The sequence below is a fragment of the Candidatus Poriferisodalis sp. genome, assembly GCF_965204195.1.
GTDB lineage: Bacteria > Actinomycetota > Acidimicrobiia > Acidimicrobiales > Poriferisodalaceae > Poriferisodalis.
The window spans coordinates 1,000,435-1,016,442 of the sequence record NZ_OZ241975.1; the positions used below are offsets into that span (position 1 = coordinate 1,000,435).

The 16,008-nt window shown below is 68.3% G+C and carries 11 protein-coding genes; all 11 read left to right on the forward strand.

What is annotated here, in order from left to right; genetic code table 11:
* Position 1 precedes the first annotated feature (1 nt).
* The 11 genes from ACOGI8_RS04465 (at position 2) to ACOGI8_RS04515 (ending at position 15,984) form a co-directional block, all read left to right on the forward strand.
* Positions 2-3,154 (forward strand): glycosyltransferase, encoded by a 3,153-nt coding sequence (locus ACOGI8_RS04465; protein WP_419855688.1) that lies wholly within the window; start codon positions 2-4, stop codon positions 3,152-3,154.
* Positions 3,155-3,205: 51 nt separating this feature from the next.
* Positions 3,206-4,105: a phytanoyl-CoA dioxygenase family protein gene (locus tag ACOGI8_RS04470; RefSeq protein WP_419855689.1), complete on the forward strand. Its 900-nt coding sequence runs from the start codon at positions 3,206-3,208 to the stop codon at positions 4,103-4,105.
* Between the two features lie 26 nt (positions 4,106-4,131).
* Entirely contained in the window at positions 4,132-4,908 is a 777-nt protein-coding gene (locus tag ACOGI8_RS04475) for an SDR family NAD(P)-dependent oxidoreductase (RefSeq protein ID WP_419855690.1), read from the forward strand.
* Entirely contained in the window at positions 4,848-5,402 is a 555-nt protein-coding gene (locus ACOGI8_RS04480) for a glycine/sarcosine/betaine reductase selenoprotein B family protein (RefSeq protein ID WP_419855691.1), read from the forward strand. Before ACOGI8_RS04475 ends, ACOGI8_RS04480 begins: the two co-directional genes overlap by 61 nt.
* 63 nt (positions 5,403-5,465) lie before the next feature.
* Positions 5,466-6,101: a hypothetical protein gene (locus ACOGI8_RS04485; RefSeq protein ID WP_419855692.1), complete on the forward strand. Its 636-nt coding sequence runs from the start codon at positions 5,466-5,468 to the stop codon at positions 6,099-6,101.
* A 45-nt stretch (positions 6,102-6,146) separates the two neighbouring features.
* On the forward strand, positions 6,147-7,487 hold the full coding sequence (locus ACOGI8_RS04490; RefSeq protein WP_419855693.1) for an MFS transporter: 1,341 nt from the start codon (positions 6,147-6,149) through the stop codon (positions 7,485-7,487).
* A 179-nt stretch (positions 7,488-7,666) separates the two neighbouring features.
* On the forward strand, positions 7,667-11,230 hold the full coding sequence (locus tag ACOGI8_RS04495; RefSeq protein WP_419855694.1) for an indolepyruvate ferredoxin oxidoreductase family protein: 3,564 nt from the start codon (positions 7,667-7,669) through the stop codon (positions 11,228-11,230).
* 120 nt (positions 11,231-11,350) lie between these two features.
* A complete protein-coding gene (locus ACOGI8_RS04500) occupies positions 11,351-12,724 on the forward strand; it encodes a pyridoxal-phosphate dependent enzyme (protein WP_419856363.1) in 1,374 nt (457 codons plus the stop codon).
* Positions 12,724-13,908, forward strand: a complete 1,185-nt coding sequence (locus ACOGI8_RS04505) for a cystathionine gamma-synthase (RefSeq protein ID WP_419855695.1) — start codon at positions 12,724-12,726, stop codon at positions 13,906-13,908. Before ACOGI8_RS04500 ends, ACOGI8_RS04505 begins: the two co-directional genes overlap by 1 nt.
* Positions 13,909-14,000: 92 nt before the next feature.
* Positions 14,001-15,200 carry an ammonium transporter gene (locus ACOGI8_RS04510; protein WP_419855696.1) on the forward strand — a complete coding sequence of 400 codons (1,200 nt, stop codon included), beginning with the start codon at positions 14,001-14,003 and terminating at the stop codon, positions 15,198-15,200.
* Positions 15,201-15,237: 37 nt separating this feature from the next.
* The gene (locus tag ACOGI8_RS04515) at positions 15,238-15,984 is read left to right on the forward strand and encodes a histidine phosphatase family protein (RefSeq protein WP_419855697.1); all 747 of its coding nucleotides are present in this window, start codon (positions 15,238-15,240) and stop codon (positions 15,982-15,984) included.
* Positions 15,985-16,008 lie beyond the last annotated feature (24 nt).

Here is a 16,008-nt window from a genome sequence, read left to right on the forward strand (position 1 = left end):
GATGTCTGACCGCAACGGACCGCCTGTGTTCACACCGCCTCCACACCGCCCCACGCCGCCGCCCGCTCACGTGCGGGGCAACGACTGGCGCTCGCTGGGGGTGGCACCGCTTGATGTGTTCGAACCGCTGCTTCCGGTGACGGTGATTGTGCCCTACTACGAGGCGCCGGATGCGCTTGCGCTGACGCTGGCCGGGCTCGAACGACAGGCCTACCCAGCGGATCTCTTCGAGGTGATCGTGGTGGACGATGGCTCTGATCCGCCGCTTGACGTTGCCGAACTCGATCTGGCTGCGATCGATGGAACGGGGCCGAGCCGGCTGAGCCTTCGAGTAGTCCATCAGGAAGATCTCGGGTTCGGCTTGGCCCGGGCGCGCAACAACGGCGCCCGTGCGGCCCAGGGCGATGTGCTGATCTTCCTCGACTGCGACATGGTCCCTGAGGCCGATTGGCTGGCCGCGCACGCCCGCTGGCACCACGCAGCCAGCGACTTGCTCACGCTGGGGTTCCGCCACCACGTCGACGTAGACGGCATCGGGGCGTCGGGCGTGCGTGACCGGCCCGGGACGCTCGCTGATTTCTTCGAGGGACGGCCGATCCAGCGCCCCGAATGGATCGAGCGTCGCATGGAGGCCACCGACGACCTCGCCTCAGACGCCGACGACGTGTTCCGGGTAGTCACCGGCGGCAACTTCGCTGTTTCCAAGGACTTCTTCACCGCTGTGGGCTGCTTTGACGAGTCGTTCACGCAATGGGGCTCGGAGGACATCGAGTTCGGTTGGCGCGCCTATGCGCAAGGGGCAGTGCTGGTGCCCGAGCGCTCGGCGCTGTGCTGGCACCAGGGCGAGGGGGCGGTGCTGAGCGAGGACGAGACGATCAGCCTCGCCCAGCAGCGTGACAAGCTCTCGCATCTCGTTCCCGACCGGCGGCTGCGCACGTCGCCCCCCGGCCGCTCGTACACCATCCCCCAGTTCGTGGTGACCGTGGAGCCGGGGCACACCGATGAAGAGGGCGTGCTGGAAACGGTGGAGCAGGTGCTCGCCAGCAATGTGCATGACCTTGTGGTGTGGGTCGACGAGCGCCCCGGCGAACCATTCGAGCGGCTCCGCCGCCAACTCGACCCCGACCCGCGGGTGAGCGTGGGCGCCGCTGGTGGCGCCGCCTTCGCGCAACCAGCGGCGGCGTTTCACGTACGGGTTCCCGCCGGCGCGCAGGTCCGCCCCCGGATGCTCGACCGTCTGCAGAACCAGCTCGGCACCGCTCCTGCCGGCGCGTCAGACTTGGCGTCAGGACACAGGGTCGGCATCGCACGCGGCTGGGCGGTTCACCGTGCCCGCCGCTCGGGCCGGGCTGTTGCCGAGTTCGGCACGGTCGTCGAGCTAGACGTCGACAGCTTGCAGGTCACCCACGAGCCCAAGCCGCAAGGATGGCTCGCCGGCAAGCTGCATGGGCCGGCCAAATGGTCATTGCGGCTGTGGGCCCGGATGCGCCGGCACGTGGGGACGCTGTTCGTCGCCGTGCGACGCATCAGGCGGCCCTCAGATGTCGCTCGCCTCATCGCGACCATCGCACGAGCGGTGTGGTGGCGTACGAAGAACCTCCGCTGGCGTTTGAGAAATGTGCGCCGGATTGCGCGAGGCATCCGCTGGCGGGTTCGCCGGCTCCGGTTCGCGTTGCGTCGCGTGCGCAGGCAATGGCCACGCCGGGCACGCAAGGCGATGAGGATCTGGCTGGGATTGCAGCCCCGCAGCCAGCGCTACGTACAGCGCTTGGCCCGCTACCCGCTTGGTGCGAACCTTGCTGCGACCGGCCGAGCGGCATCATCCGTGTTCGCCGCTTCGACCCGAGTGGCGTTTCATGTCGGAGACGGGGGGGATCACCACGTTGATGTGTTGTTGGCCGATTCCCGCCGCGTGGCCGAGGCGGCATTGCGCACGAGCACGCTCGAACGCCTCCCGGCCGTCGTGGTACTGGAGGAGCTGCCGGGACAGCTCAGCGTGCAGGCTTTCAATCCTGAAGCTGTCAACCCGGTCGGTTGGTCCGCAGACTGTGACCCCGACAGCACTGCGCTCCGCTCGGTGCTGTCGCCCGAACGCGGATCGGCGTTCAGCCTGCAGATCGGCGGCGAGATGCTCAACGACCTGCGCTCGCGTCACCACCTCGTGGACCGGGCTGCGGAGCACCGGCATCCTGTCGAACGAGCCGGCCCGTTGGCAGCGTTGGCAGCGGCCGGCGTGCTCGTGCACATCGACGCGCCCGACGCGGAGCTGGCGGCGTGCTTGGGGACGGAGCTGGCGAGGCTGATGGCCTCCGAGGAGGTGGTCGATGCCGATGCACACCGCCGCGAGCAGCTCAGCATCGAGATGCGGCGCTGCGCGTTGCGCGACCACTCACTGCGCAGCCGGGCGCGCCAGATCCTCTCGGCGACGGGCATCAGCGCCCAACCACCCGAGGTGTCCATCTTGGCCCCGACCCGCCGGCCCGACCGCGTCGCTGATGTCATCACGACCGCCGCCGGCCAGACCTACCCGCGCCTCGAGCTAGTGCTCGCTCTGCACGGCGACGGTTTCGGCAGCGATGCCGAGATCGAAGCGCTGGCCGGCGACCTCGGCCAGTCCCTGCGGATCGTGCGGGTCGACAGCGCGGAGACCTTGGGTGGGGTGCTGCGAGCTGCCGCGGAGTCTGCCGGAGGCCAGCTCATCACCAAGATGGACGACGACGACTACTACGGCGCCGAGCACGTGCAGGATTTGGTGCTGGCCCACGAGTACTCGCAGGCCGAACTCATCGGGAAGTCGGCGGAGTACGTGTACCTGGAACGCCTCGACAAGACAGTGCGCGACCAGAACCGCCAGAAGTTCTCCGAGCAGTACATCCCGTTTGTCGGCGTGTCGGGCGGCGTGCTGATGATCTCTCGTCACGATCTCGAAGAGGCGGGCGGCTGGCGCCGAGTTCCCCGGCGCGTCGACATTGCGCTAGCGCACGACGTGACCCTCGCCGGTGGCCGCATCTACTGGACCCACGGCGCCGGTTACCTGCGCGTGCGCCACGGCGACGAGCACACCTGGAATGTCGAGGACAGCCACTTCCTGGGCCGCGCCAGCGAGGTGCGCGACGGCTGCGATTTTGCCTTCGCGGGTGTCACGGGTTCTTGAGAGCCGGCGCGCACCGGCACGTCGGCGAGACATCCCTGCGAGACTGGGGCCATGAGCGGCACCTTGGACCTCACAGCGAACGAATCCGAACTCCAGCGCTATCTCGACGAAGTCGACGAGAACGGCTACTGCATCGTCGAAGGCGCCATCGAACCCGAGCTGGTCGCCGAGATCCGCGAGACCGTCGCCCGGGTCGAGGACGAGCTGAACGTGCAGCCGAAGGGCAACCGCATCGAGGGCTTCGCCACCAAGCGCATGTACAACCTGCTCCACAAGGACCGGTCGTTCTGGAAGCTGCCGATCCACCGCAACGTGCTGCCGTTCCCGCAGCACCTGATGGAGCCCGGGGCGATCCTGTCGGGCACCACCTGCATGCACATCGGACCGGGCGAAGTGCACCAGGGCCTGCATTCCGACGACGGCCTTGTCGATCAGATCGACGTGCCCCGGCCCCGCCCGCCGTTCATGGTCACCACCATCTGGGCGTTCACCGACTTCACCGACGAGAACGGCGCCACCCGTCTCGTTCCCGGCTCGCACCGCTTTGACCATGAGCCCCAGCCGGGCGAGAAGCCGGAGTACATCGCGGCCGAGATGCCGGCCGGCTCGGTGCTGATCGTCAACGGCGGCACCTGGCACTGCGGCGGCGCCAACACGTCTGACGACAACTGGCGCTTGGGCATCAGCGTGCAGTACTGCCGAGGCTGGATGCGCCAGCAGCAGAACCAGTACTACAGCCTCGCTCCCGAAGACGTCCGCGACATGCCCGACGAGCTGGCGGCGCTGTGCGGGTTCAGCCTCTACCGGGGGATCATGGGCCACATCGACGGTGCCAGCCCCGGCCGGTTCCTGGGAGCCGAGGGCCTGGCCGAGACCGCATACGCGGCGCGCATCAAGGCCATCGACGAGGGCGAGGAGATCGGCGGCATCGGCACCGCTGATACGGCCTAGGTCACGAAGGCAGAAGGGAAGCCATCATGGAACTGCGCGATCGGGTTGCGATCATCACAGGCGGGGGAGGCGGCATCGGCGGGGCCACCGCCCGGCACTGGATGGCCGAAGGGGCTCGCCACATCGTCGTCGCCGACTACAACGCTGAGACTGCGCAGGCGGTCGCGGATGAGATCGGCTGCGAGGGCGTCGGGCTCGACGTCACCGACGAAGCGGCCGTTGCCGATCTGGTCGAACGCACGCTCGACGCGCATGGCCCGATCGACGTCTTCTTCTCCAACGCCGGCGCCGGCGCCGACGGCGGCGTGGATGCCTCCAACGACGCATGGCAGTCCCAATGGGAGCTGCACGTGATGAGCCACGTGTTCGCAGCCCGTGCCGTGCTGCCCTCGATGCTCGCCCGGGGCGAGGGCTATCTCGTGCACACCGCCAGCGCCGCCGGGCTGCTGGCCGCGATGGGCTCCGCGCCGTACTCGGTCACCAAGGCCGCCTGCATCAAGCTGGCCGAGATGGAGGCGATCCTGCACGGCGACGACGGCATCCGGGTCTCGGTGCTGTGCCCGCAGGGCGTGAACACCGCCATGGCCCCGCAGCGACTCGCCGATGGAGGCACCGACGGCATCGTCGAGCCGGAGTTCGTGGCGCAGGTCATCACCGAGGCGATGGCCGAGGAGCGGTTCCTGATCCTGTCCCACCCTGAGGCCCAGACCTACGTAGAACGCAAAGCCTCCGACCCCGATCGATGGCTCAGAGGCATGCGCCGCCTCCGCCAACGCTCCCTCGACGTCGAGGAATCCGCTTAGCACTCCGTGCCGAGCAAGGCAGTGCGGCACGTCGTAGCGTTGCCGCCATGGCTGATTCCGATGTCAAGGCACTGACGGGCGGGCTCGAGCTCCCCGACTTCGAGACCGCAGCGTTCACCACGCCCCCGCCCCTGGCGGAGGCCAAGGTCGCCATCGTGACCTCGGCGTCACTGCACCATCCCGATCAGGACGATTTCGAGCCGATCGACATCGGCTATCGCGTCCTCGACGGCAGCCGGCGCGACTACATGTGCGGCCACTGGAGCCCCAACTTCGATGCCACCGGCATCGCCCTCGACCTCAACACGGTGTTCCCGATCGACCGTCTCGATGAGCTCGCCGCCGACGGCACCATCGGCGAGGTCTCCGACATCCACCTGTCCTACGCCGGCAACCAGTTCGACCTGTCCGGCGTTCGGATGGATTCCGGGCCGGCGGGGGCCAAGTTCCTGCGTGACCACGAGGTGGACGTGGTCTTGTTCACACCCGTCTGACCGCTGTGCACGCGTACGGTCAGTACGCTCGCCCACGTCTTCGAGGAAGCCGGAATCGCCACCGTGGCGCTGGGCTCCATCGGCGCCCACATCCAGGGAACCGCCCCGCCCCGCGGGCTCTGGTGCGACTTCCCGCTCGGGCGCCCACTCGGCAAGCCCAACGATGCCGACTTCCAGCACCGTGTGCTGGCCCACGCCTTCGGGCTGCTCACCTCTCCAGAGCCAGTGGTGGAGAAGTTCGCCGAGACGATCGACGACGACGGCACCGCCACCATGTCGTGCGAGCTGCCGCCCCGGCACGACCCCAGCCTGCACCCCGCCGTCGACGAAGCCAACGGGCTGCGGCAGGCCTACGACCGGGCCGTGGCCAAGCTGGGCAATCGCACCGGCGCGGGGCGCGTCGTGGCCGCCGACGACATCGGCGCGGCCGTGCAGTCGTTCGTGCGTGTAGCCGAGGGCACACCGTGGAAGGAAGCCGGCATACCGGGCATTCCGGCGCGGGTGGCGCAGGACATCCGCGGCTACTACGAGACGGCCGCGCTGGCGCTGGCCGAGCACGCACCGGCCCCATGGGCTGGTGCTCGCTGGTTCTTCACCTCCACCGAGGCGGGCCGCACGATCATGGCCGCCCGCAAGGCCATGGCCGACGCCGGCGAGAAGCAGCCCATCTGGTTCTTCCTGGCACCTGGCGACATGTAGCGGCGGCCGCCCTTGGCGGCTGCAGCGCACCAGACCGCGCGTCTCGTGACTGTGCCCACCAGACGGCCGCCCGGCGGCGTCGGCGTGCTGATCGGCCGTCCGTTCCACGGCTGGCGCGTGGCGTGGGCCGGTTTCTGGGTGCTGTTCATCGTTTACGGCCTGCAGTTCAGCTACGGCACGTTTGAAGGGGCCATCAGCGCTGACACCGGCTGGTCCACCAACTGGCTGCAGCTCGCGTACGCGCTGTACATCCTCAGCTACAGCGCGATCAGCGTGTGGAGCGGGCAGCTCACCGACCGCATCGGCCCCCGCCAGGTCATCGGCGTGGGCGCCCTGCTGCTGGCCGCCGGCTACCTGGTGCTGTCGTCTGCTCCGAGCTTGGCGCTGGTCTTCATCGGGCTGGGGGTGATCGCTCCGCTCGGCATGTCGTCGTCATGGGTGCCCGCGAACGCCACCGTGGTGCGCTGGTTCACGGATCGGCGCGGTCTGGCGACGGGCATCGTGGGCTCGGGCGGCAGCGCCGGCGGGATCGTGGCACCGCCGATCGCTGCGTGGCTCGTCTCACAGTTCGGCTGGCGCACGGCGATCGCCGTGATGGCCGTAGTGGGCGGCGTGTTCATGGCGGCCACCGCCATGCTGTTCGTACGCGATCCCGAGTCGATCGGCCAGTATCCCGACGGTCGCACGCCGGATCCCGCTGACCGCCCGCTCGCCCGTTCGCGGGTCGTGTCGAGGCCGGCGGGATTCGTCGTGGAAGCCACCCGCCGCAGCGCCCCCGACGACGAGAATCCCCGCACGGCGTGGACGGCCTCCGCAGCGTGGCGCACCTCGGTGTTCTGGCGCATCTTCGGGATGTTCGCCTTGACGTTCGTCGTCGTGTTCGTACCGTTCGCACACGGCGTTCAGTACGCCCGCAGCCTCGGTTTCTCATTGCAGTGGGCGTCGGGAGTGATCAGCTCGGTCGGTGTCGGGGGCCTCGTGGGGCGCATTGTGACGGGCCCGCTGTCAGACCGCATCGACCGGCGGCGAGCGGTGGGGCTGGCGCTGGCGGTCGAGACGCTGTCGTTCGTCGGTTTTGCCGTGGCCGACAATCTGGTGCTGCTGTACGCCTCGGCTATCGCGTTCGGACTGTCCTACGGCGGCAGCGTGGCGGTCTTCCCGGCGCTGGTCGCCGACTACTTCGGCCGTACCCATGCCGGTGCGATAGTCGGCCGCTTCTTCGCAACCGCAGGATCGTGTGCAGCGATCGGGCCGTACGTGGCGCAGCTGCTGCTGAATGCAACGGGGGGCTATGGCTGGACCTTCACCATGGCGGCGGCCTTGAATGCCTGCGCGCTCGGCCTGGCGTTCACCCTCCCGCGCCCTGCCCTGCTTCCCAAGAGCTAGGGCGCCGTACCTGCCGGCCGGCGTTGGAGCCGCTGGCGTTTTGGGTGCGGATTTGCCGCTCCAGGCGGCTCATCCACATCAAAAAGACCGACAGACCGGAGCGCAACCGCCTCTCGGATGCCGAGAGCGTGCAGGGTCAGTCCACCGGCAGCACTTTGGGCTGACGGGTAGCCTCGCCAGTGGCCGCTACGCCCGCCGCCGCGGCGCATGAGGGGGATTCGATGGCACTCGCAGACTTCAAGCTCGAGGATCGCTTCGACCGAATGGAAGGCGACGTCGCGATGTCGGGCGTGCAGGCGCTGCTGCGCGTGCTGCTGGATCAGCTCCGGGCAGATCGCCGTGACGGGCTGAACAACGCGGCCATGGTGTCGGGCTACCGCGGGTCGCCGCTGGGCGGCATCGACTCGCTGATGACGACCAATGCCACCGAGCTTGAGCAGAACAACATCATCTTCGAGCCCGGCCTCAATGAGGATCTGGGCGCCACGATCGTGTGGGGCAGCCAGCTCTCGAATCGCAACTTCGAGGGCCGCTTCGACGGTGTGCTGGGCATGTGGTACGGCAAGGCGCCGGGGGTCGATCGCTCCGGCGACGCCATCAAGCACGCCAACGTCTGCGGTGTCGACCCCAAGGGCGGTGTGCTGCTCGTTGCGGGCGACGACCCCGCTTCGAAATCCTCGACGCTGGCTTCGGAGTCCGAGCCGGTGCTGATCCACTTCCAGACGCCGATCCTGTACCCCGGCTCGGTCCAAGAGGTCATCGACTACGGGCGCTGGGGCTACGAGCTGTCCCGCTACAGCGGGTTCTGGTCGGCGCTCAAGATCGTCACCAACGTGGCCGACGGCTACGCAACCGTGCAGGTCGGCCCCGGCCGTGTGTCGGTCACCCGTCCCGAATTCGAGTGGGAGGGCAAGCCCTGGGCGCACACCCAGCAGGACGCCCTTTTCGGCCCCAACGCGGTGCGCATGGAGCTCGAGATCCACGAGGGCCGCATGGTCGCAGTCGACGAGTTCGTGGCGGCCAACAAGCTGAACCGCCAGACCGTTCCCACCCGCGACGCCCGGATCGGCCTCGTGGCTGCAGGCAAGACCTATTACGACCTGCGCGAGGCGCTCGACCGCATGGGCCTCGACGACATCGAGCTGGAGCGCCGCGGCGTCCGCATCTGGAAGCCGGCCGTGGTGTGGCCGCTCGAGCCCACCAGCCTGCGCGAGTTCGCCGACGGGCTCGACGTGATCGTCGCCGTCGAGGAGAAGCGCTCGATCATCGAGACGCTCATGAAGGAGAATCTCTACGGCGTGGCCGGCGCGCCCGTCGTGCTCGGCAAGCGCGACCAGCAGGGCGGCTTCTGGTTCCCGGGCCACGGCGAGATGGACGCCGATCTCATCGCGCGCAAGATCCGGCCGTTCCTGGTGGACCGGCTCGGTCCCGAGGGCATCGGACCCGCTGTGCCCGAGCGCATCACGATCCCGCTCGCAGTCACCACCTCCAAGGGCGAGAAGGCCGCCGGCCGCACGCCGGGGTTCTGCTCGGGCTGCCCCCACAACCGCTCGACCTGGGTGCCCGAGGGCTCCGAGGCTGGCGGCGGCATCGGCTGTCACGGCATGGCGGCCATGACACCCACCCGCAACGTGCGCGGCACCACCCAGATGGGCGGCGAGGGCTGCCAGTGGGTCGGCGCCGCGCCGTTCGTGACGATGGAGCACCGGTTCCAGAACATCGGCGACGGCACCTATCACCACTCCGGTTCGCTGGCGCTGCGCCAGGCTGTGGCTGCCGGCACCAACGTCACCTACAAGATCCTCTACAACGGTGCGGTCGCCATGACGGGCGGTCAGGACATCGACGGCGGCATGGCCGTGCCGGAGCTGACCCGCTCGGTGCTTGCCGAAGGCGTGGCCAAGGTGATGGTGGTCACCGACGACCCTGACAAGTACCCCGCCGATGCCGAGTTCGCCCCAGGCACCGACGTTTGGCATCGCGACCGCATGGACGAAGCACAGCGCCTGCTGCGTGACATCGAGGGCTGCACGGTGCTGATCTACGACCAGGCATGCGCAGCCGAGCTGCGGCGCGACCGCAAGCGCGGCAAGGTGGCCGAGCCCAACACGCGGGTGTTCATCAACGAAGCCGTCTGCGAGGGCTGCGGCGACTGCGGCGAGAAGTCGAGCTGCTTGAGCGTGCAGCCCATCGAGACCGAGTTCGGCCGCAAGACGCAGATTCACCAGTCGTCGTGCAACAAAGACTTCACCTGCCTCGACGGCGACTGCCCGGCGTTCATCGAGGTGGTCCCTGCGGGGAAGATCCCCACCAAGGCCACGGTGGCGATCGAGCACATCGGCGACGACCTGCCCGAGCCCGACCGGATCGATGAGGGCAACATCTTGATGATGGGCATCGGCGGCACGGGCGTGGTCACGGTGAACCAGATGCTGGCGACGGCGGCCCTGCTCGACGGCAAGACGGCCAATGGCCTCGATCAGACTGGTCTCGCCCAGAAGGGCGGCCCGGTGCTGTCGAACCTCAAGGTCCGGAAAATGGGTGCGAACGGCGATGACACCTCGGCGGCGGATCATGACGGCGGCGACGAGGCCAACAAGGTCGGGCTCGGCGAGGCCGATGCCTACATCGTGTTCGACCTGCTGACCGGCACCAATCCGGCGAACCTCGACAAGGCGCTGGCGGGCAAGACCGTTGCCGTCGTGTCGTCGTCGAAGGTGCCCACCACTTCGATGGTGCGTGACACGTCCGCCGAGTTCCCCGAGTGGACGGCCTTCCAGCGGGTCATCGACGAGTCGACCAGTCCCGAGCGCAACGTCTACTTCGATGCGGGCACGCTGTCTGACAGCTTGTTCCGCTCGCACATGCCGGCCAACGTGCTGGTGGTGGGCGCCGCCTATCAGGCGGGCGTGGTGCCGATCAGCGCTTCGGCGATCGAGCGGGCCATCGAGCTGAACGGCGTTGCGGTGGAGATGAACACCCAGGCGTTCCGCATCGGCCGCAAGATCGTGCTCGACCCCGACTTCTTGGGAACGCTCGAGGTCGAGCGGGTCGGCAAGGTCAAGCGTGACATCGGCCCGTCAGGCCGTGAGCAGGATCTCATCGACACGGTGCCCAGCCAGTCCGAAGAGCTGGCACGGCTGCTGCGCATCCGGGTGCCCGACTTGGTGGCCTACCAGAATCACGCGTACGCAGCGGCGTACGCCAGCTTCATTGCCAAGGTGCGTGAGGCCGAGGCCGCAGCGGGCAGCGAGACGGCGCTCAGCGAGGCCGTGGCGACGTACCTGTACAAGCTGATGGCCTACAAGGACGAGTACGAGGTGGCCCGGCTGCACCGTTCGGGGGCGTTCCAGCAGGCCGTGCGCGACCAGTTCGGCGACAAGACCGATGTCACCTACAAGCTGCACCCGCCGATCATGCGGCGCATGGGTGTGGAGAAGAAGATCGGCCTCGGCCGGTCAGGCGACATCGCGTTCGCCCTGCTGGCGCGGATGAAAGGCCTGCGCGGCGGGGCGCTGGACGTCTTCGGCAAGACCGCTCATCGGAAGATGGAGCGGGAGCTGATCGACGAGTACCGCGGGATGATCGAACGGGCACTCGACACGTTGAGTGCAGGCGACGAAGCCGCCTACGCCCGGGCCGTCGAGATCGCCCAGCTTCCCGACATGATCCGCGGCTACGAGGAGATCAAAGAGAACAACGTCGAGCTGTTCCGGGCCCGCGCCGCCGAATTCGGCGCCTGAGCGGCGCCACATGGCGGCCAACCGGCTGAGCTGATTCGATCGCGCCGCGTTCGCGGCAGCGTGAGTCGCTGCTTCGTAGGCTGTGATGTCGTGACTGACGCCCACCCAGGGCCTTCGCCGATGCCCGAGGCCCTGAAGGGCCTCGACATTGCGCCATCGGTGCTGGACCTTGTGGGCCGCACGCCGATGGTCCGGCTGAGGAAGGTCGAGCCGCACATCGCAACGCCGGTCGTCGCCAAGCTGGAAACCACCAACCCCGGCGGCTCGGTGAAAGACCGCGCCGCGGTGGCGATGATCGATGCCGCCGAAGCTGACGGCTTGTTGCAGCCGGGCGGCGTGCTCGTGGAGCCCACTTCGGGAAACACCGGCGTGGGCCTCGCCGTGGTCGCTGCGCAGCGCGGCTACCGGTGCATCTTCGTATGCACCGACAAGGTGGCGCCCGAGAAGGTGGCGCTGCTGCGGGCCTATGGCGCAGAGGTGGTGGTCTGCCCGGTGGCCGTTGCACCTGACGATCCACGCTCGTACTACTCGACCGCTGAGCGCCTGAGGAGCGAGACGCCGGGCGCCTACTCGCCGAACCAGTACGGCAACCCGACAAACCCTCAAGCGCACTACGAGACCACCGGACCAGAGATCTGGGCACAGACCGAAGGCCGCATCACCCACTTCGTGGCGGGTGCAGGCACAGGCGGCACCGTCACCGGCGTAGGTCGCTACCTCAAAGAACAGGATCCCGGCATACAGGTCGTGATCGCCGACCCGCCGGAGTCGGTGTATGTCGGCGGCGACGGGCGGCCCTACTTGGTGGAAGGCATCGGCGAGGACTTCTGGCCATCCACCTACGATCCCGGCGTCGTCGACCGTGGAATCCCCGTGACCGATGCCGAGTCGTTCGCGATGGCACGTCGGGTTGCCCAGCGCGAGGGCCTGCTGATCGGCGGTTCCGGCGGTACGGCCGTGACGGGCGCATTCGCTGTTGCCGCGGAACTCGATGCCGCCGGCCGCTCGGAGGAGTCGCTGGTGGTCACGCTCATCCCGGATTCGGGCCGGGGCTACCTCAGCCGGGTGTTCGACGACGAGTGGATGGCACAGATGGGGTTCCTGCCGCAGGAGCCTGGGCCCGGAACGGTGAGCAGCCTCGTCCATGGCGAGTTCGTGTTCGTCCGGCCCGACGACACCGTGGCTGCTGCGCGGCGATGCATGGATCGGACGGGATTGCGTGCCGTTCCGGTATGCGAGGGCGAGATGCCCCTGGCTGCTGCTCAGGTGGTGGGCTCGGTTGCCCACGACGGGCTGCTGGCGGTGGAGGGCAGCAGAAAGGTGTCTGCGGCGATCGAACCGCCTCTGCCTGCCGTCGGCATCGGAGAACCAGTCGGTCGAATCGCTGAGCTGCTGGCCCGCGCCGACATGCTCGCAGGACCCGAGGCGGTCGTGGTCTATGACCGGGGCAGGCCCGTCGCGACGCTCGGCGCGGACGCAATTGGAGGCAGTTGATGCTGGGTGGCGATCCGCAGGTGTCGGGCTTCGAGGACCCCGACGAGTTCGGCTTCGAGACGCGGGCGATCCGGGCAGGCCAACCCCACGACCCCTACACGGGTGCGGTGGTCACGCCGATCTCGCTGGCCACCACTTTCGCCCAGGAAGCCGTCGGCCAGCCCCGGCACGGCTACGAGTACGGCCGAACGGGAAACCCGACCCGTCACGCCTATCAGGTCTGCGTGGCGTCGCTGGAAGGAGCCCGGTACGGGTTCGCATTCGCCAGCGGGCTGGCGGCGTCGGATGCGCTGCTGCGTGTGCTGCGCCCAGGCGACAGTCTGCTGCTCGGCGATGACGCCTACGGCGGAACGTTCCGCCTGATCGACAAGGTGTTCGGCAACGCCGGCGTGGGGCTTGCCGCGGCCGATCTCACCGCCCCCGAAAAGATCCGCGACGCCTGGACGCCGAGTACCCGCATGGTGTGGCTGGAGACGCCCACCAACCCACTGCTCACGGTGTTCGATATCGAAGCCATCTGCGCCGTCACTCACGAGCTGGGAGGCATCGTGGTGGTGGACAACACGTTCGCCACGCCGTATCTGCAGCAGCCGCTCGCGCTCGGCGCCGATGCCGTCGTGCACTCGGCCACCAAATACCTCGGCGGCCACAGTGATGTAGTGGGCGGCTTCGTGGCCACCAACGACGACGAGCTGGCCGACCACCTCGTGTATACGCAGAACGCCGTGGGTGCCGTGCCGAGCCCGTTCGACTGCTACCTGACGCTGCGGGGCATCAAGACGCTCGGTGTGCGCATGGATCGCCACGGTGCCAGCGCGCAGGCGATAGTCGAGCTGCTCGACGCGCACCCGGCGGTGCGCTCGGTGCTGTATCCCGGGCTTGTTCATCACCTCGGGCACGACATCGCCTGCGGCCAGATGAGCGGCTTCGGAGGAATGGTGTCGTTCCGGCTGCACGGCGGGCGAGCTGCTGCCGAGCAGGTTGCAGCGTCGACCAAGGTTTTCACGCTGGCGGAATCGCTGGGCGCAGTCGAATCGCTGATCGAGCATCCCGGAGCGATGACCCACGCGTCGGCGGCTGGTTCGGCCTTGGAGGTGCCCGACGACCTTGTCCGGCTGTCGGTAGGGCTCGAAACGGTCTCGGACCTGCTGGACGATCTCGGCGCCGCGCTCGACGCCGTATGAAATACGGCCCATAAGCGGCTGGCCTGCAATGATGTGCGCATCAGCCGCCGTATTGCCCGCTGGCGCGCCCGCGCGCGACGAGGAGAGAAGCGATGGAAGGCAACATTGCCTGGATACTGACTTCAGCGGCCTTGGTGCTGTTCATGGTGCCGGGGCTTGCGCTGTTCTACGGCGGCATGGTGCGCGCCAAGAACGCGCTGAACATGCTCAACATGAACATGTGGTGCCTCGGCATCGTGCCGGTGATCTGGGTGCTGGTCGGCTACAGCCTCGCGGCGGGCGAGAGCGGCTTGCCGATCATCGGCGATTTCTCGCTGATGGGCATGGCCGGCATTCACGATGCCGAAGGACTGGCCACGTTCGCCTTCCTGATGACATTCGCAGCCATCACGCCTGCACTCATCTCGGGCGCCGTCGCCGACCGCATGAAGTTCTCGGCCTGGATGGTGTTCGTGCCTGTGTGGTCGCTGCTGGTGTACGCGCCGGTCGTGTACTGGGTGTACGGCGCTGACGGCTGGATCTTCAACCTGCCTGCCCACGACTTCGCGGGCGGCACCGCCATCCACGTGAATGCCGGCGCGGCCGCCATGGCCCTGGCGCTGGTCGTCGGCCGGCGCTCCGGCTGGCCCGACAACCGGCCCGTTCCCCACAACGTGCCGTTCGTGATGCTGGGTGCGGGCATCCTGTGGTTCGGCTGGTTCGGCTTCAACGCCGGTTCGGCCCTGGCGGCCGACGGTGCGGCGGCGCAGGCCTTCGTCAACACGTTCATCGCAGCGGCGGCCGGCATGGTGGGCTGGGCCTTCGCCGAGTACGCACGGCACCAGCGGGTGTCCACCATTGGCATCGCCTCCGGTGTCGTGGCGGCGCTCGTGGCCATCACACCGGCGGCGGGCTTCGTGGGCTCCATGCACTCACTGGCGTTCGGCGCCATCGCCGGCGTGGTCTGCTTCTTCGCCATCGAGGCCAAGTTCCGGGTGGGCTTCGACGACAGCCTCGACGTGGTCGGCATCCACTGGGTCGGCGGCGCGGTCGGCGGCGTGCTGCTCGGCTTCTTCGCCGATGCCTCCGCGGTGCCTGGGGGCGACTTCATCGACGGCGTGTTCTTCGGCGGCGGCGTGCTGCTGTGGAACCAGGTCCTCTCGATCGCCGTGGTCACCGTGTACTCGTTCGCTGCCACGTGGATCATCGCCAGCGTGATCAAGGCCACCATGGGCATCCGGGTCTCGGCCGAGGTCGAGATGGCCGGAATCGACGTGAGCGACCATGGCGAGGCCGCTTACCAGATCGAGTAGCCGCGAGACACGGCCGTGCAGGCGTTAGCTTGCCGACGTGACGCGCACAGAGACACCGGATTCCGGCGGCGAGGTCTACGACGACTACGACCTCGCGCCGTCCGATACCGAAGTCCGCCAGTTCGAGCAGGAACGGTGGATCCGGCCGCCGGGCGCGACCGAGGTGCTGCTGGTGCGCCACGGTGCGTCCCAGGCCTTCATCCCCGGCGAGCCGTTCCCCATGCTCGGCGACCAAGGCGACCCGGCGTTGGCCCCGAAGGGGCACGAACAGGCTGAGGCGATGGCCAGCCGCCTGGCGCACGAGCCGATCGACGCGCTGTACGTGTCGTCGCTGCAGCGCACCCAGCAGACGTTCGCGCCCCTTGCCGAACGGCTGGGCATGACCCCGACGATCGAGCACGATCTGCGCGAAGTGGCGCTGGGCGAGTGGGACGGGGGGCGCATCCGCCAGTACGCCGCCGACAATCACCCGCTGTACGAGCGCCTGCACATCGAACGGCGCTGGGATGTCATTCCCGGCGCCGAGTCGAACGAGCAGCTCATCGGCCGGTGCATGGCGGCGCTCGGGCGCATCGCCGACGCCCACCCGGATCAGCTCGTGGCGGCGTGCGTTCACGGCGGGGTGATCGGCGCTGTGCTGGCGCACATCACCGAGTCCACACCGTTCTCCTTCGGCGGCTCCGACAACTGCTCGGTCACCCAAGTGGTGCGGTGCGACGGCGACTGGGTGCTGCGCCGATTCAACGACTGCTCACACCTCGACAACCACCTGCACCACGGCTGAGGCTTCGCCCAGCCACCCTGAAAT

What these genes read in the sequence shown, in the direction of transcription:
- ACOGI8_RS04500 (WP_419856363.1), top strand. Translation starts at nt 11,351, where the DNA reads ATGCCCGAGGCCCTGAAGGGCCTCGACATTGCGCCATCGGTGCTGGAC.
- ACOGI8_RS04505 (WP_419855695.1), top strand. Translation starts at nt 12,724, where the DNA reads ATGCTGGGTGGCGATCCGCAGGTGTCGGGCTTCGAGGACCCCGACGAG.
- ACOGI8_RS04470 (WP_419855689.1), top strand. Translation starts at nt 3,206, where the DNA reads ATGAGCGGCACCTTGGACCTCACAGCGAACGAATCCGAACTCCAGCGC.
- ACOGI8_RS04475 (WP_419855690.1), top strand. Translation starts at nt 4,132, where the DNA reads ATGGAACTGCGCGATCGGGTTGCGATCATCACAGGCGGGGGAGGCGGC.
- ACOGI8_RS04510 (WP_419855696.1), top strand. Translation starts at nt 14,001, where the DNA reads ATGGAAGGCAACATTGCCTGGATACTGACTTCAGCGGCCTTGGTGCTG.
- ACOGI8_RS04480 (WP_419855691.1), top strand. Translation starts at nt 4,848, where the DNA reads ATGGCTCAGAGGCATGCGCCGCCTCCGCCAACGCTCCCTCGACGTCGA.
- ACOGI8_RS04465 (WP_419855688.1), top strand. Translation starts at nt 2, where the DNA reads ATGTCTGACCGCAACGGACCGCCTGTGTTCACACCGCCTCCACACCGC.